This is a genomic window from Paractinoplanes globisporus DSM 43857 (assembly GCF_000379645.1).
In the GTDB taxonomy this organism is placed as follows: domain Bacteria; phylum Actinomycetota; class Actinomycetes; order Mycobacteriales; family Micromonosporaceae; genus Actinoplanes; species Actinoplanes globisporus.
The window spans coordinates 1-19742 of record NZ_KB903318.1; the positions used below are offsets into that span (position 1 = coordinate 1).

Below are 19742 nucleotides of genomic sequence, written 5' to 3' on the forward strand. Positions count from 1 at the left end.
CTAATAAGCCGAGGGCTTAACCACCTAAAATTTGATCCTCAACGCGTCCACTGTGTGATTCACAGCAAACGAACAACCACCCCACCAACACGTGGGTAGCTGGTGTTCGACACGCTGGCAGCTGTTTCGGTGGCCATAGCGGAGGGGAAACGCCCGGTCTCATTCCGAACCCGGAAGCTAAGCCCTCCAGCGCCGATGGTACTGCACTCGGGAGGGTGTGGGAGAGTAGGACGCCGCCGGACTCAAACCGACAGAAAGCCCGCCCCGGGAAACCGGGACGGGCTTTCTGCATTTGTGGCTTGACAGCCCCGCGGGTCCAGACTGGACGATCTGCTCGTGCGAATTCTTGTCGTGGGTGGGAGCGGTCTGATCGGGGTCCACGTGGCCGAGCTGCTGCGCGAACGCGGGCACACCGCGACCGTGGCGGCGCGGACGGGCCGGGCGGGTGTCGATCGCGTACTCGATGTGAAAAGCGCCTCGGTCTCGGAGATGCGGGCGGCGGTGAGCGGGCACGACGGCGTCGTCCTGGCCACGCGCACCGAGGAGCAGCGGCCGCTGCGCAAGCCGATCTATCCAGTCTTCCGCACGAACATGGTCGAGCCGGTGGTGCGGCTCTTCACCGCGGCCCGGGCCGAGGGCCTCACCCGCGGCGTGATCCTCGGGTCGTACTACACCTACTTCGACCGGCTGTACCCGCAGTGGCGTCTCGGCGAGCGCAGCAACTATGTGCGGTGCCGGCTCGAGCAGGCGCGGGAAGGGCGCGCGGCCGCAGGGAGCGGGCCCACCGATCGAGCGGCCCGGCCCAGTTGGGCGCCCGATCGCCGGCGCGGCCGACGACGAACGGCAGCTCGAGCACCGCGATCGGCAGCTCTGGCCGCGTACGCCCCTGTTCGCACCGGCCGGCGGCACCGCGGTCACCTCGGCGCACAATGTGGCGGAGGCGGCTGTGGATGCGCTCGAACGCGGGGTTGGCGAGGATCTGCCCATCGCCGACGAGAACCTCACGTGGGACCAGTTGTTCGGCCGGATCGCGGAGGCGGTGGGACGGCCGCGGCGGGTCCGGCGGATTCCGCCCGCGGTGATACGGAGCTCGCTCCGGGCCGGGAGTCGGCTGCAGTCTCTCGCCGGCCGCGAATCCGGCGTCGACCCGGCCGAGTTCGCCGACCTGCTGCTCCGGGAGTTGTTCATCGACCCGCCGACGGGCCGCCCGCTGGACGCGGCCTTCGCCGCCAGTTTCAGCACGGGCGGCGAGTGACAAAACGCGGCCGGGCGACCCAAGGACCGTGGCCCAGCGTGTTATTTGCGCTGGTGGATCCCCTGGGTCGCCCGGTTATGTCCGGCGGTGGGTCAGCGGGCGAGCGCGAGGCCCTGCTTGTCCGAGAACTTGCCGATCGCGATCATGATGAAGTCGATCAGGGTCCAGACGCCGAAGCCGCCGAAGGTGATCAGCATCAGGATGCCGGTGCCGACCTTGCCGACGTAGAAGCGGTGAATGCCGAGGAAGCCGACGAAGAAGCAGAGCAGAAGCGCGGCGATCCAGGACTTCGTACCCGTGGCGACGGTCTGAGTGGCGGTCATTATTGCTGTGTCTCCTCTATATAGAGATCTCTCAAAGCCGAAGCACGATAACGGGACACGGCGTCCGTAGGCAATATCCCCAAGGAGATCGCCGCGCGGTTGCCGCCAGTGAGTCACCTCTTGGGGATGAGGCGATGGCTTGGGCCTCACGAGAGGCTGTGGCCAAAGCACGCCCAAGGGAGGCGCCACGATGGCTTTTGACACGTTCATGGTCTACGCCGGGGTGTATCCGAGCGTGGCCGATGCCGAGGCCGACTACGACCTCGTCAAAGAGTTGCACCGGGAGGCCGGCCTGATCGACGCCTACGACGCGGCTGTCGTGGAGCGGCGAGAGGGTGGCAAGACCAAGATTGTGAAGAAGCACGAGACGCCCACGCGGGTCGGTGGGGTGCTCGGCGGTGGGGTGGGGCTGGCCACGGGGTTGGTGGTAGCGCTGTTCCCGTTCGCGGCCATCGGCGGTGGGCTGCTCGCGGCAACCACCGGCGGCGGGGCGATCCTCGGTGCCGTGGCGGGGCATGCCTCGGCCGGGATGAGCCGGCACGACCTCAAGGAGCTGGGCGAGTATCTCGACGCCGGGCAGGCCGCGCTGGTCGTGGTGGCCGCCTCGGACATGGGCGCCAAGGTCGAGCGGGCCATGCGCCGCGCCGAGAAGATCGAGGCCAAGCAGCTCAAGGCGGACAGCGCCGAGATCGAGCAGGACGCCAAGGCGGCGGCAACGGCTTGATTCCGGGGGAAGTGAACGGCCGCCGGCAGGGGGTGCCGGCGGCCGTCGCGTGTCTACCGGCCGTATCTGCTCTTGAGGTGGCGCCAGAAGTCGCGCAGCATCCACTTGTCGAACTCGGTGATCTGCGTGGCACTGCCGGCCTTCATGATGAAGCCCTGACCGGGCAGCGGATCCCAGTCGTAGAAATCATCCAGGCCATAAGTATGCCCCATTTCGTGGAGCAGTATGTGGATGTTTTCGGTGGTCAGGTTGCTCATGTAGTACTCGGAGCCGATCCGCTGACCCCAGTCACCGCCGGCGCCGCCGCTGAACCCGGCGGTGAGCCACAGCGAGTGGTCGTAGTGGTGTGACGCCCCGCCCGGGCAGCCCGAGTAGTTCCCGTCCTGGTGGAAGAAGCGCCCGCACGGCTCGGCGCACTGCGGCGCGTTCTCGCGGATGTTGTTGACGTAGACGTCGACCGAGGTGTCGGTCCACTCCAGCTGGGACCGGTCACGCACCGCCCAGCCGACGACCTTCACCGGCACCTGCTTGTACGGCCAGTTGTTCCAGCCTGAGCCGTTGTCGAGCATCTGGTCCATCCACTTCTGGTACTGGCGCTGGAGGGCGGCCGCGACCGCGTCCCGCTGGGTGGCGGTGACGTGGGCCGTGGAGTCCCAGCGCACGCAGTAGTTGATCGACCCGCCGCCGGCGAACAGCTGGTCCCAGCCGTAGTTCTTGAACCCGTACAGGTCGCTGTAGGTCTGCTCCTCGTGGGACCAGACCGCGGCGAGCGGCTGGACGAGGCTGGAAGGGGGATTCCAGGGATCTGCAGAAGGGGAGGTAGTGGGCGTTGTGGTGGGTGGCTGGGTCGTCGGGGTGGTGCCGGTGCAGGTGACCCCGTTGATCGTGAACGCGGCGGGGGACGGGTTCGCCGAGCCGAACGTGCCGGTGAAGCCGACGCTCACCGTGCCGCCGGAGGCGACCGAGCCGTTCCAGCTCGCGTTGGCCGCGGTGACCGACTTACCCGACTGCGTCCAGGTGGCGCTCCACCCCTGGCTCACCTTCTGAGCGGCGTCGGGGAATGCGAAGCCCAGCGTCCAGGCGCTGAGCGGATCGCCGAGATTGGTGATCGTGATGGCGGCCTGGAATCCGCCCGGCCATTGGCTCGGGACGGTGTAGGCGACCCGGCATCCAACGGCCGCGTACGCCGGTTTCAGCACGCCCACCACGGAGAACGCGACCAGCACGCAGGCCAGGGCCCAAGCGGCGCGACGTCTCATGACGAGTTCCTCTTTCCTTGGGGCACGACGGACTGTCAATTCGCCCTCAAGAAGAACCGGTCCGGGGGAGAGCCTATATCGACATGTACGAATGCACCACCCGGGGGTTCACGGTATGGCTCGCGTGGGTTAGCCGGACGGCGGTCCCGCATCCGCCCGGCTCGCCTAGCTTCACCGGCGAGACCGCGACCGCGTGAGGTGATCGCCATGTCCGCCACCGTCCAAGCCCGAGGCCCGAAGAACATGCTGGCCGGCAAGAGGCCGCTGCCCGCACACATCACCGTCTACCTCTTCGTGATCGTGCCGTTCCTGGCCCTGGTCACGGCCGTGCCGCTCGCCTGGGGCTGGGGACTGACCTGGCTCGACCTGGCGCTCGCCGCCGGCTTCTACGTCCTCACCTGCCTGGGCACCACGGTCGGCTTCCACCGCTACTTCACGCACGGCTCGTTCAAGGCCAAGCGCCCACTGCGACTCGCCCTGGCGGTGGCCGGCAGCCTCGCCGTGCAGGGCCCGATCCTGCACTGGGTGGCCGACCATCGGCGGCACCACGCGTTCTCCGACAAGGAGGGCGACCCGCACTCGCCGTGGCTGTTCGGTACGTCGCCGGGCGCGCTGGCTCGCGGTTTCTGGCACGCCCACCTCGGCTGGATCCTCGATCGCGACCTGACCAACCAGGAGCGGTTCGCGCCCGATCTGCTCGCCGACCGGGACATGCGGGTGGTGCACCGGCTCTTCGGGCCGTTGACGATCGCAACCCTGCTCGGGCCGGCCCTGCTCGGCGGGCTGATCACCTGGTCCTGGGCGGGCGCGCTCACCGCGTTCTTCTGGGCGGGCCTGGTCCGCATCACGTTCCTGCACCACGTGACCTGGTCGGTCAACTCGGTGTGCCACATGATCGGGGAGCGACCGTTCGTCGCCCGCGACCGGTCGGCGAACTTCTGGCCGCTGGCCATCCTGAGCATGGGCGAGTCCTGGCACAACCTGCACCACGCCGACCCGACCCAGGCCCGGCACGGCGTCCGCCGCGGACAGATCGACATATCGGCCCGGGTGATCTGGATCTTCGAGCGGTTCGGCTGGGCGCACGACGTCCACTGGCCCACCGCCGAGCGGCTCGCGAAGATTGCCAGAGCGGCATAATGACCCGGTGCGCGAAGTAGTCGACGGTGTTTTCGAGCTGAGCCTCGGTTTCGTCAACGTTCACCTGGTGCTGACCGATGACGGGGTGGTCCTGGTCGACACCGGGCTGCCCCGGCGCTCGGCCCGCATCGAGAAGGCGCTGCACGAGATCCGTAAGTCGATCGGCGAGGTGCACGCGATCCTGCTCACCCATCACCACTTCGACCACACCGGCAACGTGGCCGACCTGCGCACCCGCTCGGGCGCCCGGATCTTCGCGCATGCCGCCGACGCCCCGGTGATCACCGGCGAGCGGCGGCCCGAGACGACCCGCCCGCTGATGAAGCTGGTGTCCCGGCTGTTGACCGCCGAACCGACCAAGATCGACAAGCTGATCACAGCGGACGGGTTCGAGCCGCTTCCGGGCTTCACCGCTCTGCATACGCCGGGGCACACTCGCGGGCACGTCTCCTACCAGCTCGACCGGGCCGGCGGCGTGCTGTTCGCCGGTGACGCCGCGGCCGGTCGCAAGGGCGAGGTGGGCAGCGCGCCGCGGCGGGCCGCCGAAGATCTCGCCGCGCTCGACCGCAGCGTCATCAAGCTGGCGACGTACGACTTCGACCACGCGGTCTTCGGGCATGGGCAGGCGGTCAGCGGGCGGGCGGTCGAGCGGTTCCGGACGTACGCCGCGACGCTCTCATGACGTTGCAATAACGCGAGACGCGCGCTGCGGCCGTGCGGGCGCGGCGAGGTCGCGTTCGTCGACCGGGGGCCGGCTTCGATGCGGTTGGGGGCCCCGGGCCCCCGTACCCTAATAGGGGTTTAAATCGAATTGACGTCGAGGCGGATGTCAAGCGGATGTGGGGCGCGTTACTGCGGACGTTTGGGTGGTGTTTGGAAATCGGCTAACGGCAATGCGGTGTGCCGGACATCGGCGGCAATCATCGTGACTGCATGCGAGTCGCTCTGGTCACGGAGTCGTTCCTGCCGGATGTCAACGGGGTCGCGCACTCGGTGGTGCGGGCGGCCGAACATCTGATGCGTCGAGGGCATCAGCCGATGGTGATCGCCCCGCAGCCGCCGCCGGCGGTGCGTGATGTCCGGGTCGACGTACCTTATCCGGTGGTGCGAATCGCTTCACTGCCGATGCCGGGTTATCCCCAGATTCGGCTCGGGCTGCCCACGCCGACGATGACCGGCGCGCTGAAGGCGCACGGCGCTGAGATCGTGCACCTGGCCAGCCCGTTCGTGCTCGGCGCGTGGGGAATGGCGGCCGCGCGATCGTTGAAACTGCCCACGGTCGCCGTTTATCAGACCGACGTCGCCGCGTACGCCCGGGCCTACAAGGTGGGGATGACCGAGGGCGCTGCCTGGCGCTGGATCCGCACTGTCCACAATTCGGCATCACGTACCTTGGTGCCGTCCACGGAGTCGGGGAATGCACTGCGCCTGCACGGCGTGGAACGCATCCACTTGTGGCGGCGCGGTGTGGACGACGTGCAGTTCCACCCCGATCGGCGCACCACCGGAATGCGTCGCGTGCTAGCTCCAGACGGTGAGGTGGTGGTCGGATTTGTGGGCCGGCTGGCCGTGGAGAAGCAGATCGACCTGCTCGCCGACGTGAGCCAGATGCCCGGAGTTCGGCTGGTCATCGTGGGTGACGGGCCGGCCGGGCCGACGCTGCGCAAGGCTTTGCCGCGGGCGAAGTTCCTCGGCGTGCGGCGTGGACTGCAATTGGCGCGTATCTATGCGAGCTTCGACATCTTCGCCCACACCGGCCCGTACGAGACGTTCGGGCAGGCGGTGCAGGAGGCGATGGCCAGCGGGCTGCCGGTGGTGGCGCCGCGGGCCGGCGGACCGGTCGATCTGGTGCAGGACGGGCGAACGGGATACCTGGTTCCGCCGTTCGAGGCCGCCGGTTTCACGTCCGCGGTTGCTGACCTTGCCGCAGATCTGGCAAAACGGGCGGTTTTCGGGGCGGCCGGACGCGCCGCGATCGAGGGACGCAGCTGGTCGGCGGTGGGAGACGAGTTGATCGGGCATTATCGGGCCGTGAGCGGTTCCGGTGTGATGGCGGTGGCGGCGTGAGAATTGTCCGGGTTGCCAACTTCGTGGCGCCTCGATCGGGTGGACTGAAGACGGCCCTGCGCAATCTCGGCGAGGGCTATCAGGCCGCCGGCCACGAATCGGTCCTGGTCATCCCGGGCCCGTCGTTCTCCGACGAGATCACCTCGCAGGGCCGGGTGATCACGCTGCCCGGCCCGCTGGTGCCCGGCGTCGGCGGCTATCGCGTGCTGCTCGACCGTCGTCGGGTGGCCTCGACGCTGCGATCGATCGACCCCGACCGGATCGAGATCTCCGACCGCACGACGCTGCGCTGGCTGGGCCGCTGGGCGCGCCGCGCGGGCGTACCGTCGATGATGGTTTCGCACGAAAGCCTCGACGGCCTGCTACGGCTGTTCGGCCCCGCCTCCGGCCGGCGTATCGGCGACACACTCAACCGGCGCACCGCCCAGGACCACGACCAGATCGTCTGCACCACCCAGTGGGCGGCGAACGAGTTCGAGCGCATCGGCATGCCGAACGTGACCCGCGTGCCGCTCGGTGTGGATCTCCAGCGGTTCACCCCGGATCGCCACGATCCGGACCTGCGGGCGCGCTGGGCGTCCCCCGACGACGTGCTGCTCCTGCACTGCGGCCGGCTTTCGCCGGAGAAGAAACCCCGACGTTCGCTTGCGGCCGTCGAGGGTCTCCGAGCTTTGGGCGTACGCGCGGTGCTCGTCGTTGCCGGGGCCGGACCACTCCGGAACGCGCTCCAGGAGGAGGCCGCCGACCGGGGACTGCCGGTGCGCTTCCTCGGGCACGTCAGCGACCCGGTCGAGCTGGCGACGCTGCAAGCCAGTGTGGACGTGGCGATCGCGCCCGGCCCGGTCGAGACGTTCGGGCTGGCCGCGCTCGAGACGCTGGCCAGCGGGACGCCGGTGGTGGTGAGCTCGCAGAGCGCGCTGCCCGAGGTGATCGGGTCGGCCGGTCTCGCGGCCGGCGGCGAGGGGCTGGCCTACGCCGCGGCGGTCCGGGAGATCCTGGCCCGCCCGGTCGAGTCGCGGCGGGCCGCGGCCCGGGCGCAGGCCGAGAAATTTCCCTGGTCGGCGTCGGTTGCCGGGTTCCTCGCGGCGCATTCGGGGTCGTTCGTCGGCACTATGTAGGGCATGACTTCCTTTCTCTGGCAGCGCGACGCTGTTTCGCTGTCCGCCATGCTGCGGCGTCGCGAGGTGTCGGCGCGTGAGGTGGTGGAGTCCCACCTGGAGCGCATCTCGGCGGTGAACCCGCAGGTCAACGCGATCGTCACACTCGATGCCTCCGGGGCCCTGTCGGCTGCCGCCGCGGCCGACTCGCTCCTCGCCTCCGGGGCCTCCGTCGGGCCTCTGCACGGTCTGCCGATCGCATTCAAGGACACCCACGAGACCCAAGGCATGCGTACGACGTACGGGTCGCCGCTCCTCGCCGACAACGTGCCCTCGTACGACACGCTGTGTGTCTCGCGCATCATGAAGGCGGGGGCGATCCGCCTCGGCAAGACGAACGTGCCGGAGTTCGGTGCGGGGTCGCACACGTTCAACACGGTCTTCGGCGTGACCCGGAACCCGTACGACCTCTCGCGCTCGGCCGGCGGCAGCAGCGGAGGCGCGGCGGCGGCCCTGGCCAGCGGCATGCAGCCGATCGCGGACGGGGGCGACATGGGCGGGTCGCTGCGAAACCCGGCGTCGTTCTGCGGCGTCGTCGGCTTCCGCCCCACGCCCGGGCGGGTGCCGAGCTGGCCGACCGAGCTTCCCTGGGACACGCTGACCACGTCCGGGCCGATGGCTCGAACGGTCGCTGACGTGGCGTTGCTCCTGTCCGTGATGGCCGGGCCCGATCCGCGGTCGCCGATCAGCCTGGAAGGCCCGTTCGTCCCGGATCTCTCCCGAGACCTGCGCGGGCTGCGTATCGCGTGGTCACCCACGCTGGGCGGGCTGCCGGTCGCCCCGGCGGTGCTCTCGGTGCTGACGCCGGCCGTCTCGGTTTTCACCGACCTGGGCTGCTCGCTGGTCGAGTCCACGCCCGACCTGTCGGAGGCCGAGTTCGTCTTCCGCACCCTTCGGGCCCACCAGTTCGCGATGGCGTTCGAGGCCGACTTCGACGCGCATCCTGAGGCTTTCAAACCGTCGCTGGCCTGGAACATCCGCGAGGGCCGCGCCGTCGACGCCTCTGCTCTGGCGAGGGCGGCCTTGGCGTGGGGGCGTCTGTGGCGGGCAGGGCTCGACTTCTTCGACCGCTTCGATGCCCTGTTGGCCCCGGTGAGCCAGGTCCCACCGTTCCCGGCCGAGTGGGAGTACCCGCACGAGATAGCCGGTGTTCATCAGGAGTCTTATTTGGACTGGATGCGGTCGGCCTATCACGTCACGATGCTGGGTGCTCCCGCCATCTCGGTGCCGGCGGGGCTGACCCCGGGCGGCCTCCCGATCGGCCTGCAGATCGTCACCCGCCCCCGCTCCGACCTGCTCACGCTGCAGCTTGCCGCGGCCTTCGAGGCGGCCCGCGGCAGACTCGGCGAACCGCCGCTGACCTGGGGAAATAGTGGGTTGGGCGATACCTGATCGGCAACGGCCGAGGGCACAGGTACGCTGTGATCGCGGGGCCGCTAGCTCAATGGCAGAGCTGAGGACTTTTAATCCTTAGGTTCGGGGTTCGAGTCCCCGGCGGCCCACCACTAAGAAGCGGCCTTGAACTGGAGTTTTGTAGCGTTCAGGTCAGGCTTTCCAACCGTTCTAGTCGACCCCTGGTGTCCCTGTGAGCCCGAAGTGAGCCCGGCAGTGCGGGCACTCGCCTGGCGCGGGATCATTCGCGCTGCCGCCTCGGCCGCTTCTTGGGCAAGCTCCGGCAGAACGCTCGTGTACGTGTCCGAGGTGAGCGAGGACGACGAGTGCCCTAGCATCTCCTGAACGATCTTGATGTCCGTGCCAGCAGCGAGAGCAAGAGTCGCGGCACCATGACGGAGATCATGCAGCCGAACCGGCGGGAGACCGCTGCGAACGACCAGCCGCTCGAAATGGTCCGTCAGCCAGTTGGGCACGATCCACTCGCCGGACTCACGGGTGAAGACCCGGCCGCCGCAGTCGACCCATGCTTCGCCGGCCGCCATTTGAGCCTTACGCTGCTTCGCGCGGTGCCGACGGAGAAGCGCGACCGTTTCGGCGTCCAACGCGACGGGCCGATCCCCCGCGTCGCTCTTGGGGTCGGACTCCTCAACCTCGCCGTCGTTCTCGACGAGCTGCTTGGCGATCGTCAACGTACGGCCGCTGAAATCCACGTCCACCCAGCGAAGCCCGCACGCCTCGGCTCGTCGTAGTCCCCGCAACGCAACGAGGTGGAACAGCGCATAGAGGGGGTCGTCGGCAATGCCATCAAGGAATTGCCCGGTCTGCGCCGGCGTCCAGACCATGACTGGCGATGGACGTTCCCCGGTCGCCGTGAACCGGGCCACCCGCTCCTTCGTCCAGACAAGTGCCTTCGGTCGGCGGGCCGAGTCGAGTTCGACGTGGGCGGCCGGGCTGAAGGTGATGATCTCCTGTGCGATCGCGTCGTTCAGAGCGGCCCGAAGCGTTGAACGAATGTGCTTCCGTGCTGTTGGCCCGGTTGTGCGCCGAAACGGTGGCATTTCTTTGATCGCGGCGTGAGCGATCCGCCGAGCATCACGCCCTCGGATGTTCTTCAGTTCGGCGATGGCGGCCCGACGCAGCGCGTTGCTCTCCTCGATCTCCATGTTGCGTTCCGCGATCCCGTTGAACATCTCGGTGAGGTCGGCAACCCGGAGTCGGTCGAGCCGAACGTGGCCGATGCGCGGCTTGAGGTGAACGCGAATGTCCTGCGCGTATCGGCGGACAGTGGTTCGGCGAATCTTGCGTCCGGCGATCCAGGTGTCCAGCCATTCCCCAACGGTGATGCGTGACGTCAGGGAGTGGCCGCTACGGAACTTTCTGCGCACTTCGTCGACCGTGGGCAGAGGCTCACGGGTTGAAGCGATGTGCTCAAGCAAGTCTCCGAGCCGTTGACGGCCGTCGGTGTCGTCGGTTTCGGGAATGGCCAGGAGCGCGCGCACCTGGTCGAGGTCGTTTTGCGCTTCGGTGGCCGAGGAGTAGCCGGAGCGACGGAAGGTGCGACGGGTGCCGTCGGCGCCGGGCGGGAGTTCTTGTCGGACGCCCCAGGTGCCGTGCCGTCGCTGACTGAATTTGGGGCAGGACTGGCCGAGTTGCTTGCCGGTCAATGGATCTCGGCATGCGCATCGCCGGGATACTGACCCTCTCACGATGTACCTCCCAAGGAGAAGTGGTACCAATAGGGTACCGCTTCTTGTGTTCAATATGGACGGTGAACGATGAGCAGGCGTCGACGTGTGGTCGAGGCTGCGCAAGGGTTGCCGCCGCTGCCAGGCGACAACGAGATACGGGATCAGCAGGTGAAGATCCGGCTGTCGGCCGGTGAGGTCGAGAAGCTGAGGAAGCTGCGCCCCGACCTCACCACGGCCGGCATTGTGGCGTTGCTGGTCGATGACGTCCTGGCGGGCCGGTCTCGCCCTACGTGGGCCGCCGTCTCAGACGCCGAGTAGTTCGAGGATGGCGGGGATAGGAACGATGTAGCTGTGTCCGACGCGGATGACGCGGACGGGGAACTTGCCGGATTTGGCGAGGGCGTAGGCCTTGCTGCGGCCGATGCCGAGGATTGCTCCGGCGGTCTCGATGTCGGTGGTGAGTCCGAGTTGTCGGACGGCTTCGGCTGTCCAGGTCGTGCGTTCAGCGGACATCGACGACCCCTGCATCGTCGAGATCAGCGCGAGCGGCGCGTGCTGCCTCGCGGGCGGCGCGTAGGTCGTCGGCGATTGCTTCGGCGTACATGGCTTCGCCGAGGGTGTGACCGGCGTGCGAGAAGTGCCAGTCCTTCGTGACGATGGTGCCGTCGCTGGGATGCACGGTTTCGTGGTTGAGGGTGGCGAGGTGTTCGGCGCGAGCGGCGCGTAGGGCGGTGTAGGTGGTGGAGTAGGCGCGGCTCTTGGTAGCGGTGTGGCCTCGGTAGCCGAGTTGGTGTGCCCACCGTCGGAGTTTGATCTTTGCGTATGGCGGTAGGGCGCCGACGGCCCAGCAGGTGAGGATCAGTGTCCGGGCGTGGTCGGTGAGTGGCAGCTGGGCGAGCTTCGCGAGGTTGGGCAACGGTCGGTCGAGGGTGATGCCGGCCAACTCAGGTTTGGTGACGTACTTGGCGATGTAGGAGGCCACTGCGCGTTCGGTGAGGTCGTCTCCGGCGCGGCCGGGGGTGATCGGGCGGATGTCGAGTTGCGGGCCAAAGCGCAGCACGATCTTGGTTCGGGGCACCTGGTAGACCGCGTGTCGGGTCGCGGCGCGGATGGTTTCGATGAGCAGACCGGTAGTGGCCCAGACCGGCGGCGGGTCGCCGGGGCCATCGGGGCCGTCGAAGCGCATGACGGCGTGGAAGTGGATGTTCCCGCGTCGCTGCCATTCGGCGACTTTGGCGTAGGCGACGCGAATGGCCTGGCGCGTGGCCTTGCGGGTGATGCCGCGCGTGCTGGCGAGGTGTTCGTAAAGGCTGCGGTGCAGTCGTTGCCAAAGGTCGCGGGTATGGGCGTTGAACAGCACCGCGGCCAGGTAGTCGTAGCAGCCCGGGCACAGCGGGGCACCTACGGCCGGGTCGTCGCTGGCGTGGCGGGTGACGCAGGCCATGACCGTGCCGTGCGGGCACCGGGGTGCCTTACTGCTAGGAGTGTTGCTGCGGGGTCGGCAAAGGCCGCCGGGGGTGTGCCGGTGGACCGGGCCGAAGCTGGGCGCGGTGAACGTGACGAACACGCGCGGGTGGGTCCGGACGGTGTCGGGGACGTTCTTGCCGCCGGCCAGGCCCGCCGCGATCAGGTGGTAGGTGTCGCCCTGGTGCAGCCGGGCGCAGGGCTCGCAGCGGGATACGCGCCGGTTGCCGCAGGCGACGGTGAGCAGCCCGTGGGGTTGGCTCTTAGAGGTGAACTCGGAAATCAGCGCCGCTGTGGTGGCGTCGATGGTCTCGGTTCGACCCCGGAGGTGGATGGGGTGTTGGCAGCCGCCGATGTGGCGGATGCGGGCCAGCCACGCCCGGAAGTCGGGAAGCAGCGCGGTGCCCAGCAGTACTTGATCGGTGAACGTCAAACCTTCGTGGGATCGGTACACGTTGCGGTCCTTGGGGTGAGCGGCCGAGAAGCCGGGACGAGCGGGAAAGGCAGCGAGAGGGGGCCGCCAGGCCGGTCACCGCGTCGAGGGTGGGCAGTGACCGGGCCGGGCGGAGAGGTGGTCGCAGCACGGGTGGATCTCCTTGTGTTTGTGCGGATGAAGCAGAAACGGGTAGTTCAGGTGTCGTCGGCGGGCGGGTCGAGGCCGGGCAGTTTTGGGGTGAAGTCCCGGGTGGCGTCGACGACCTCATCGAGCGCGTCGTTGGTGAATCTGATCGATCGGGCGCGGATCCAGCCGAACTCGTCGGCCGTGGTAATCGCGACGCCCTTCTCCGCCGGCCCGATCTGCTGGGCCGCTTCCACCGCGTCGGGGTAGAGGTCGCCGAGGGTCATGTCGGCGGTCTCCGGGTCGTTGACCTTGAGACAGATCCGGCCGCCGAGCTGTGCGCGCAGCGCCGTGACCCCGGAGCCGAGATCGGAGCCCACCCGCTGCCCGGCAACGATCAGGTGGATGGCGAGGGCCGCGCCGAGCTGGGCCAGCCGCAGCAGGCTCGTGGTGGCCCGCAGCGCCGCTTCTTTCTCTTCGCGCGAGGCGATCAGGTACAGCTCGGCGATCTCGTCGACGATCACGATCACCGGCACCGGACGCAGTTCCTCCGGAAGCTGCCAGATGCTGCGGACCCGATGCCGGCGGCAGAGCGCCATGCGGTGTTGCGCCTCGTCGACCAGCCGGGACAGCACGTGCGCCGCTTCGGCCCGGTCGCAGGCCAGGGCGGACAGGCGCGGCAGGAGCGGGGCGAGTTCCATGCCGCCTTTGCAGTCAATGCCGACCAGGGCGATCGGCCGACCCGCCCACCGCGCCACCGCAGCGTTGATCAGCGTCGACTTGCCGGACTGAGTGGCCCCGGTGATCAACCAGTGCGGGAACACCGCCAGATCGATCGCCCACCGGTGCCCGTCCTCCCGGTTGCCGACCTCCGCCCGCAGGTCGTCCGGGACCGCCGCACCGAGATCCGCCAGAGGGCGGGCCGACGCGGGAGCGGCCATGCTGGTGTCCTTGAGCGGATCGGCGCGCAGGATGGTCAGGTTCACCCGGCCCCGCCGCCCAGCCGGGACGACCCGCACCGCGTGGACGCCCCAGGCGTGGGCCATGGCATCGGCGGCGTCGATGAACGGTTGCGGGATCTGCCCCGGATGCATGGCCACGACGGCTGTCGCGCCGTAGTGCCGGGGCCGGATCCGGATCAGCAGGGGCACCACCGGCCGGATCGGCTGACCCTTGACCAGCAGCGGGCCGAGCTGGCCGGTGGTGGGCCGGTCGGTGGCGGTCAGGTCCGCGTTCAACGCGATTCGCCGCCAGGTGCGCCGCATCCGCAACCAGAGGAACCAGAAACCGTACCCGTACCAGAAGGCCAGAGGATGCCGGCGGGCCAGGTACGCCCCGAGCGCCAGCCAGACGACCAGGAGGCAGCCGAGCGTGATGCCGATCGGGACCAGGGCGTGACCCACCGCCGCGAGGCGTTCCGGGGTGAGCCCCCAGCCGGGCGGCTCCGGGAGCGACGGCCCCGACGGCGACGGTGCGGGCGATGGCACCGGCGTAGCAATAAGGGTGCTCATCGGGCGTCCGCCTTACCACGGCCACCCGCCGACGAACCGGAAGCGGAAGCCGGGCCGAACCCGGAAGCCGAGCCGGCGGGGTAGATGGACGCGGCGCGCCAGGACAGTCCGTGCCGTCCTTCGATCTCCCACACCGACACGTCCAGCTCGGTCAGCGCGACGAGGGTTCCCTCTCGCACGTCGACCGGCTCTGCCGCCGTCTGTACGTCGATCACGGACGCCTTGCGGGTGCCGTTCCGGCGCAGCGCCACGCCGGTCACCCACAGTTGGTTTCCTTCGCGGTCCTTGCGCAGCTCTCCTTCAAGTGTCGTTTTGCGTTCCGGCGCAGACACGCACATCACGCCGGTCAATCGGGTCAGGTCAACAGGAATGTTCGCGTTCACGAGAAATGCTCCTCAGAAAAGAATCGAATTGGTGAAGCCGAGCGAATGGACAAAACCAGGTTTGGTGGTGTCGTGTTTGCAGGTGGCGATCGGGCGATGGGCAAACGGGTAGCCACAGCCGAATCTCCTTTCGGCAAAGAAGGGTGGTGGAATGTCGTGTGTTCCGAGGGTGGCGAGGGTGGGTGCTGATCGAGTACAGCTCGATCGGATAGTCCGGGGCAAGTGGTCGATGCGGGTGGGCGTTGTCAACTGGTTTAAATGGCACGATCGCAATGCGCGAACGCGGAAGTGGTGGAACTCACGGCGGATTTCTGCGTTCGCCGCTACGGAATCCTGAGGGCTGGCTGATTAGCGTGGTCGCAGCCGACCCACTCGGGGACTTGCTGTGGTCGCTGTTGATTTCTTACCTACATATGGCTCCTGTTGGCTACCCAACCGGGTCGGCATGGACCCAACCGAACCCAACGGGCACCCAACCGGTCCATCCAGTAACCCAACAGGGCGTTAGCGGCAGCGCTACCAGTAACCCAGCAGGGCGTTAGCGGCGGCGTTACCAGCAACCCGACAGCCGGCCTGTTTGGGCGCCCAGCATGCAGGGATGTCATGGATGGCGGGGACCGTAGGCCGGGAGCCGGACCGGGACGCCGGGTGTTGATCGTCAATCCGGTGGCAGGTCTTCGTGAGTCTTTGCCGGCCAGTTGGCGTGATGGCGTGCGTACAACTTTCCCTACTGGTTCAAGAGAAGGGAAAGGCAGAGCCAGAAAGAGAGTGAGGGAGGGAGGGGTCGGGAGGGGGCATGCGGCCTTCGGCCGGTCCCCCTCCCACCCCAAGGGAAGAGGTAGGCGCGAATCAGGGCACCGCCGGCCAGGACAACGAGGACAGCCCGCCGAAATACGATCACGCCCACGCCATAGCCGACCCCGGTCACGATCAGCCATACCCGCCTCCTTCCCCCGGCGTGCTATTGGTCAAGAAATGCGCGGGCAGTGCCGCAGCTACTTTCTGCCAAGCCTTCTCGTCGTATTTCCCATTCGCTGTTCAGTTGTCGTCGCCAGCCTTCTGTTGTCCAGAGTAGGCACTGCCCGTCCGCAGTCAAATTCGTTGGAAATCCGGTTTAGTGCTGTTTTTGTTCGCCCAGTGGCGTCCCGTGCGCGCCAGTGCGCCTCAGTCCAGGAGAATGCGGACCATTGTGAGCGAGGACACACCAAAAACTTCGAAAATCGCGGGTTCCGCGCGAGAGAGGCTACGGCCCACGTGCCAGGCCGCCCCTGGTCGCTCTCCGAGGTGCTGCCGCACCGGCAAGCCGGCTTGCCACCGAAGACGATGGCAGGCCTTCGACGCCGGTTCCGCAGCGGTTCCAGCGGGCCGAGATTCTGCGCGACGGGGTCATCTGACAACGCTAGATCGGCCGCCCAGAATCGACAATGATCCGACCACAAGTAAACGGTGGTCTTCGGTGGTCCCGCCGTCCCCAGAGCCACATCTTCCCAGCTCAACCGCCATGGGGACGCGGCGGGAGCAGGTCTTGCTAAATGTAGCCAGATCGCGTAGCAAGCTTCGCGTAGATACGTGCTGTTGAGAGGAAGCGAAGTGCTCGTTATAGCGCTCGAATTGCGCATCGGTGCGCGTAATTGGTGTTCAAGTGCATTGAGTTGCCGGTTCAACAAACGCAGTCCCGGACAGACAGAAGGGCGGGACCACCGTGGCAGTACACGACGGCCCCGCCCTGGTCGAGTTACAGCGTGGCGTGGCTGGTTTCCTTCTCGGTGGCGTGTCGCAGCGCCCGGGCCAGCTCGTCGACGTCGAGGTGGTCGAGGTAGTCGAGCATCAGCGCCCGGACGTCCTTGACGGTTTCCGGTAGCCGTTCCGCGGCGAGGTCTGCTGGCGTGATGATCGCGCGGAAGCGCGGGTCGTTGATCGCGCTGGCGATCAGTCGTTCGGCGACCCACAGCGGGGACCGTTCCTTGAGCACGAACGTCAGATGGACGCTGGCCTCGGTGGCATTACGCGCGTGCGGGTTGTGCACCCAGCCCCGAGGCAGCACCAGTACGCGCCCGGCGGTCAGCTCGACGGTCATGTCCGGGCCGGCCTGCTGCCACTGGTGGACCCAATCGTCTTGCCACAGGTTCGTCGACATTCCGTGGTCCCGGTGCGGGGCGTCGACCTTGGGACGGAACAGCTCCCAAGTCTTCGACCCCTCCAGTTGCACCACGATCCCGAGGTACTGATCCCAGTGATAGTCCAGCCCCTGCGTGGCGGGCGGGGTGATAAACGCGGTCACGTACCCGGGGCAGCCGGTCTCCGCCTGAATGCCCGCGCAGATGGCCGACAGCGGCGGGTGCCAGCGGTTGAGCTCGCGGAGCTGGATGGTGCAACCCTGATCGAGCAGCAACGGCACCGACGCCGGCGCTACCCGATCGTCGGCAGTGAACCGGGCCGGGTGCAGACCCTCGCCCTTGTAGAACACATTGACGTAGCCGCTGGGCGCGCACCCGGCGTCGAGGAACCCCCGAATGGTTTGCGTATTGATTGCCCGCCCGATCGGGCTGGTGTCCGGCAGATCGAGCGTGAACGGGCTGTCCGGCCACCGCGTGAGCAGAGCGGTTGCGGCCTCAGCGCCGAGGAGCATGTGTAGGGACATCAGCGGTCTCCCAGGATCGAAGGTCAGTTCGGTGGGAGGGGACACGGCGTGCCGGGGTGATAGCGGTGGGGGCAGCAGACCACCGCGAACACGGCGACCCGATCACCGTTGCCGCTGGTGGTGTAATGCCACACGGCATCAGACCCGCCCTCGAGCCCGGCCCGCGTGTGCCGACAACGGGCGTCGAGCGGCCCGAAGTTCAGCTCCGGGGCGGGCGGATGCCGCTGATACGTCTCACACAGCCACCGCAGCGCGTCATCGACGGCCGTCCAGGTCCGGTCTCGGCCGGTCTGCGCACGGCGCAGCAGATAGTGACCGGTCTCCAGCGGCGGCATCGTGTTCTGCACGAACGCGACCGTCGCCGCGTCGCTGCGTTCGGGGCCAGGCCGGCGATGCTGATCGTTGCCCCGCTCGACGAAGCCGTGTGGTCCGGTCCACGGGCCGTATCCGTGCCAATGCGCTTGCCCCGTCATGGTTCCCCTCGTGGCGGGGGCTGGCCGTACGACACCCGAACGGCCAGCCCGATCGGGTAGATCAGATGTCGCCGGCCTGGTAGGCGGCGAAGAAGGCGTCCAGCTCCGTGCGGGTGAACCGCAGCGTCGGCGAGTCGGCGCCCAGCTTCGAGTCACCGATGATGACCGCGTCGGTGTCGCCCGGCAGGATCGCGGCCGCCACGCAGCTCTCCATCGTGTTGGTGATCCCGCCGCCGCACAGCTTGCGCAGGTTCACGCCGGACGCGTCGACCGCGTACAGGTCTTGGACCGTCATGAGACGATCTCCTTTCAAAGGGGTGCCACTTGCGGGGATGCGGTCCCCGCGCCGGTGGTGCACCTTCACCCCGGTCCGGCCGTCTGCTTTCCACGGAAGGCGACCGGACCGGGCGTCTGTTTTCGCAGCCCACAAGCGGTAAACGCGGTGAACGATCACCTGCGACGCCACCGCGCGAGTGCAAACCTCACCCCGCCCTCAGGCGAGTGGATCATCGCGACCAGGACGCCGTCCGGACGGGCTGGCCCACCGCCGGTGGGAACGCCGAATTTGTGGTCATCCCTTGCCGGCCACGGCGGCGTAACAGATCGCATCGGCTTCGCCGAGTTGCGGATCGGCAGATGGTCGTAACTCGGGCCGCCACCGGACGGTCGAAACCAACCCGGGTGGAACGAGGTCCAGGCCGTCGAGGAACGCGGCTACTTCGACATGGGTACGTGGCTGGAACGGACCGGCCGCGGAATTGGGCGCGGCGAAGGTGTCCAGGGCCGTCCGCTGGGTCTCCGGCAACGGGTCGTAGGTCGCATGCGTCAACGCGACATAGCTGCCCGAGGGCAGCGCCGTGACCAACTCCTGAGCGGAGGCAAGCGCCTGGCCAGTGTCGGGCACGAAATGCAGCACGGCGGCCAACAGCAGCCCGATCGGCTGGCTGAAGTCGAGAGTGTCCCGGGCCGCCTTCAGAATCAGCTGAGGCTCGCGCAGGTCTCCGTAGTGGAAAGCGACTACGCCTTCTGGGCTGTGCACCATCAGTGCGCGGGCGTGGACCGCCACAAGCGGGTCGTTGTCGACGTAGACGACCCGCGCTTGGGAAAAGACCTTCTGGACGATCTCGTGCACGTTGGTCCCGAGAGGCAGCCCACATCCGATGTCGAGGAACTGACGGATCCCACGCTCGGCGGCCAGGTAACGCACCATCCGTTCCAGACAGAGGCGATTCTGCGCGGCAGCGGCTCGGATCGACGGGAAAGCCAGCGCGATCTGATCAGCGGAAGCCCGATCGGGTTCAAAGTTGTCCTTGCCGCCGAGCCAGGCGTTATACCGGCGGGAGGCCGCCGGGGCGCTCGTGTCGAGCTGAGGCATCGAATCGGTCATCAGGTCACCACCGGGGGCCAGGAGGTACGGATGCGGTCGGCAAGACTGGCAGCCGTCGGAAGGTCAAGCGGGTGCGACCGGACCGGGGGCTAACCGGCCGCACCCACCGCCCCGCCACGCACATTCCGCGACGGGAGCCCATGACCTCTCTGAACACCGCTAGCCCGCGAGCGGAAGCGGAGTTGTGATACGGCGCGCGTTGATCAACTCAGGGCGGCTTGCGCCGGGATGTCTGACCGGCAAGCGCAGGCTCCGGGAGAAGATCGCCACCGCGCTCTCGCGTCGCCAACATGGCCCAGGGGCATCGCACGCCAGA

General features: G+C 67.8%; 19 protein-coding genes, 1 tRNA gene, 1 rRNA gene and 1 pseudogene. 11 read left to right on the plus strand and 11 right to left on the minus strand.

The features are described from left to right. Positions 1-125: 125 nt before the first annotated feature. From rrf to A3CQ_RS63155, 3 genes and pseudogenes are all read left to right on the plus strand, one after another. Positions 126-242, plus strand: a 5S ribosomal RNA gene (gene rrf / locus A3CQ_RS0131990). Positions 243-381: 139 nt separating this feature from the next. Further along, positions 382-786: pseudogene (locus A3CQ_RS64105) on the plus strand (NAD(P)-dependent oxidoreductase); the annotation flags it as partial. Then, positions 725-1255, plus strand: a complete 531-nt coding sequence (locus tag A3CQ_RS63155; RefSeq protein ID WP_245577410.1) for a Rossmann-fold NAD(P)-binding domain-containing protein — start codon at positions 725-727, stop codon at positions 1253-1255. The pseudogene A3CQ_RS64105 and the gene A3CQ_RS63155, both read left to right, overlap by 62 nt. Positions 1256-1347: 92 nt before the next feature. Here A3CQ_RS63155 and A3CQ_RS0132000 read toward each other — a convergent pair whose 3' ends face one another. Further along, positions 1348-1578: a TM2 domain-containing protein gene (locus A3CQ_RS0132000; RefSeq protein ID WP_020515036.1), complete on the minus strand. Its 231-nt coding sequence runs from the start codon at positions 1576-1578 to the stop codon at positions 1348-1350. A gap of 190 nt (positions 1579-1768) precedes the next feature. Here A3CQ_RS0132000 and A3CQ_RS0132005 point away from each other — a divergent pair, with 190 nt between their 5' ends. Further along, on the plus strand, positions 1769-2302 hold the full coding sequence (locus A3CQ_RS0132005) for a DUF1269 domain-containing protein (protein WP_026206425.1): 534 nt from the start codon (positions 1769-1771) through the stop codon (positions 2300-2302). Positions 2303-2355: 53 nt separating this feature from the next. Here A3CQ_RS0132005 and A3CQ_RS0132010 read toward each other — a convergent pair whose 3' ends face one another. Then, the gene (locus tag A3CQ_RS0132010; RefSeq protein ID WP_040433386.1) at positions 2356-3561 is read right to left on the minus strand and encodes a cellulose-binding domain-containing protein; all 1206 of its coding nucleotides are present in this window, start codon (positions 3559-3561) and stop codon (positions 2356-2358) included. A gap of 207 nt (positions 3562-3768) precedes the next feature. Between A3CQ_RS0132010 and A3CQ_RS0132015 the strand changes: the two genes are divergently transcribed. The 6 genes from A3CQ_RS0132015 (at position 3769) to A3CQ_RS0132040 (ending at position 9430) form a co-directional block, all read left to right on the plus strand. Continuing rightward, positions 3769-4701, plus strand: coding sequence for an acyl-CoA desaturase (locus A3CQ_RS0132015; RefSeq protein ID WP_020515039.1), 933 nt, complete (start codon positions 3769-3771; stop codon positions 4699-4701). A gap of 7 nt (positions 4702-4708) precedes the next feature. Continuing rightward, a complete protein-coding gene (locus tag A3CQ_RS0132020) occupies positions 4709-5383 on the plus strand; it encodes an MBL fold metallo-hydrolase (protein WP_020515040.1) in 675 nt (224 codons plus the stop codon). Between the two features lie 251 nt (positions 5384-5634). Further along, positions 5635-6768 carry a glycosyltransferase family 4 protein gene (locus tag A3CQ_RS0132025; RefSeq protein WP_026206426.1) on the plus strand — a complete coding sequence of 378 codons (1134 nt, stop codon included), beginning with the start codon at positions 5635-5637 and terminating at the stop codon, positions 6766-6768. Next, positions 6765-7886, plus strand: a complete 1122-nt coding sequence (locus A3CQ_RS54860; protein WP_040433387.1) for a glycosyltransferase — start codon at positions 6765-6767, stop codon at positions 7884-7886. Before A3CQ_RS0132025 ends, A3CQ_RS54860 begins: the two co-directional genes overlap by 4 nt. 3 nt (positions 7887-7889) lie before the next feature. Continuing rightward, on the plus strand, positions 7890-9317 hold the full coding sequence (locus A3CQ_RS0132035; protein ID WP_020515043.1) for an amidase: 1428 nt from the start codon (positions 7890-7892) through the stop codon (positions 9315-9317). Between the two features lie 38 nt (positions 9318-9355). Beyond that, positions 9356-9430, plus strand: a tRNA-Lys gene (locus A3CQ_RS0132040). On the opposite strand, the gene A3CQ_RS63160 is transcribed toward A3CQ_RS0132040, so the two are convergent. Next, positions 9431-10984, minus strand: coding sequence for a site-specific integrase (locus A3CQ_RS63160; RefSeq protein WP_020515044.1), 1554 nt, complete (start codon positions 10982-10984; stop codon positions 9431-9433). 192 nt (positions 10985-11176) lie between these two features. Here A3CQ_RS63160 and A3CQ_RS0132050 point away from each other — a divergent pair, with 192 nt between their 5' ends. Beyond that, positions 11177-11326: a hypothetical protein gene (locus A3CQ_RS0132050; protein WP_157296629.1), complete on the plus strand. Its 150-nt coding sequence runs from the start codon at positions 11177-11179 to the stop codon at positions 11324-11326. Here the strand turns inward: A3CQ_RS0132050 and A3CQ_RS0132055 are convergent. From A3CQ_RS0132055 to A3CQ_RS54880, 8 genes are all read right to left on the minus strand, one after another. Beyond that, on the minus strand, positions 11312-11521 hold the full coding sequence (locus tag A3CQ_RS0132055; protein ID WP_020515046.1) for a hypothetical protein: 210 nt from the start codon (positions 11519-11521) through the stop codon (positions 11312-11314). The two genes, A3CQ_RS0132050 and A3CQ_RS0132055, sit on opposite strands and share 15 nt — an antisense overlap. After that, positions 11511-12926, minus strand: a complete 1416-nt coding sequence (locus A3CQ_RS54870) for a replication initiator (RefSeq protein ID WP_040433388.1) — start codon at positions 12924-12926, stop codon at positions 11511-11513. The genes A3CQ_RS0132055 and A3CQ_RS54870 overlap by 11 nt, the downstream gene beginning before the upstream one ends. Positions 12927-13102: 176 nt before the next feature. Beyond that, complete coding sequence (locus tag A3CQ_RS0132065; RefSeq protein WP_085944344.1) at positions 13103-14542, minus strand: FtsK/SpoIIIE domain-containing protein; 1440 nt, start codon at positions 14540-14542, stop codon at positions 13103-13105. Next, positions 14539-14925 carry a hypothetical protein gene (locus tag A3CQ_RS0132070; protein ID WP_026206428.1) on the minus strand — a complete coding sequence of 129 codons (387 nt, stop codon included), beginning with the start codon at positions 14923-14925 and terminating at the stop codon, positions 14539-14541. Before A3CQ_RS0132070 ends, A3CQ_RS0132065 begins: the two co-directional genes overlap by 4 nt. 1735 nt (positions 14926-16660) lie before the next feature. After that, positions 16661-17566, minus strand: coding sequence for a JmjC domain-containing protein (locus A3CQ_RS0132075; RefSeq protein ID WP_040433392.1), 906 nt, complete (start codon positions 17564-17566; stop codon positions 16661-16663). A gap of 23 nt (positions 17567-17589) precedes the next feature. After that, the gene (locus tag A3CQ_RS0132080) at positions 17590-18039 is read right to left on the minus strand and encodes a hypothetical protein (protein WP_020515051.1); all 450 of its coding nucleotides are present in this window, start codon (positions 18037-18039) and stop codon (positions 17590-17592) included. 61 nt (positions 18040-18100) lie between these two features. Beyond that, the gene (locus A3CQ_RS0132085) at positions 18101-18334 is read right to left on the minus strand and encodes a DUF397 domain-containing protein (protein WP_020515052.1); all 234 of its coding nucleotides are present in this window, start codon (positions 18332-18334) and stop codon (positions 18101-18103) included. A 276-nt stretch (positions 18335-18610) separates the two neighbouring features. Next, complete coding sequence (locus A3CQ_RS54880) at positions 18611-19426, minus strand: SAM-dependent methyltransferase (RefSeq protein ID WP_020515053.1); 816 nt, start codon at positions 19424-19426, stop codon at positions 18611-18613. Positions 19427-19742 lie beyond the last annotated feature (316 nt).

Bases quoted from the DNA above. Each gene is read 5' to 3' on its own strand.
- A3CQ_RS0132000 (WP_020515036.1), bottom strand. From the start codon at position 1,578: ATGACCGCCACTCAGACCGTCGCCACGGGTACGAAGTCCTGGATCGCC.
- A3CQ_RS0132005 (WP_026206425.1), top strand. From the start codon at position 1,769: ATGGCTTTTGACACGTTCATGGTCTACGCCGGGGTGTATCCGAGCGTG.
- A3CQ_RS0132010 (WP_040433386.1), bottom strand. From the start codon at position 3,561: ATGAGACGTCGCGCCGCTTGGGCCCTGGCCTGCGTGCTGGTCGCGTTC.
- A3CQ_RS0132035 (WP_020515043.1), top strand. From the start codon at position 7,890: ATGACTTCCTTTCTCTGGCAGCGCGACGCTGTTTCGCTGTCCGCCATG.
- A3CQ_RS63155 (WP_245577410.1), top strand. From the start codon at position 725: ATGTGCGGTGCCGGCTCGAGCAGGCGCGGGAAGGGCGCGCGGCCGCAG.
- A3CQ_RS0132080 (WP_020515051.1), bottom strand. From the start codon at position 18,039: ATGACGGGGCAAGCGCATTGGCACGGATACGGCCCGTGGACCGGACCA.
- A3CQ_RS0132025 (WP_026206426.1), top strand. From the start codon at position 5,635: ATGCGAGTCGCTCTGGTCACGGAGTCGTTCCTGCCGGATGTCAACGGG.
- A3CQ_RS0132075 (WP_040433392.1), bottom strand. From the start codon at position 17,566: ATGTCCCTACACATGCTCCTCGGCGCTGAGGCCGCAACCGCTCTGCTC.
- A3CQ_RS0132015 (WP_020515039.1), top strand. From the start codon at position 3,769: ATGTCCGCCACCGTCCAAGCCCGAGGCCCGAAGAACATGCTGGCCGGC.
- A3CQ_RS54880 (WP_020515053.1), bottom strand. From the start codon at position 19,426: ATGACCGATTCGATGCCTCAGCTCGACACGAGCGCCCCGGCGGCCTCC.
- A3CQ_RS0132065 (WP_085944344.1), bottom strand. From the start codon at position 14,542: ATGAGCACCCTTATTGCTACGCCGGTGCCATCGCCCGCACCGTCGCCG.
- A3CQ_RS0132085 (WP_020515052.1), bottom strand. From the start codon at position 18,334: ATGACGGTCCAAGACCTGTACGCGGTCGACGCGTCCGGCGTGAACCTG.
- A3CQ_RS0132055 (WP_020515046.1), bottom strand. From the start codon at position 11,521: ATGTCCGCTGAACGCACGACCTGGACAGCCGAAGCCGTCCGACAACTC.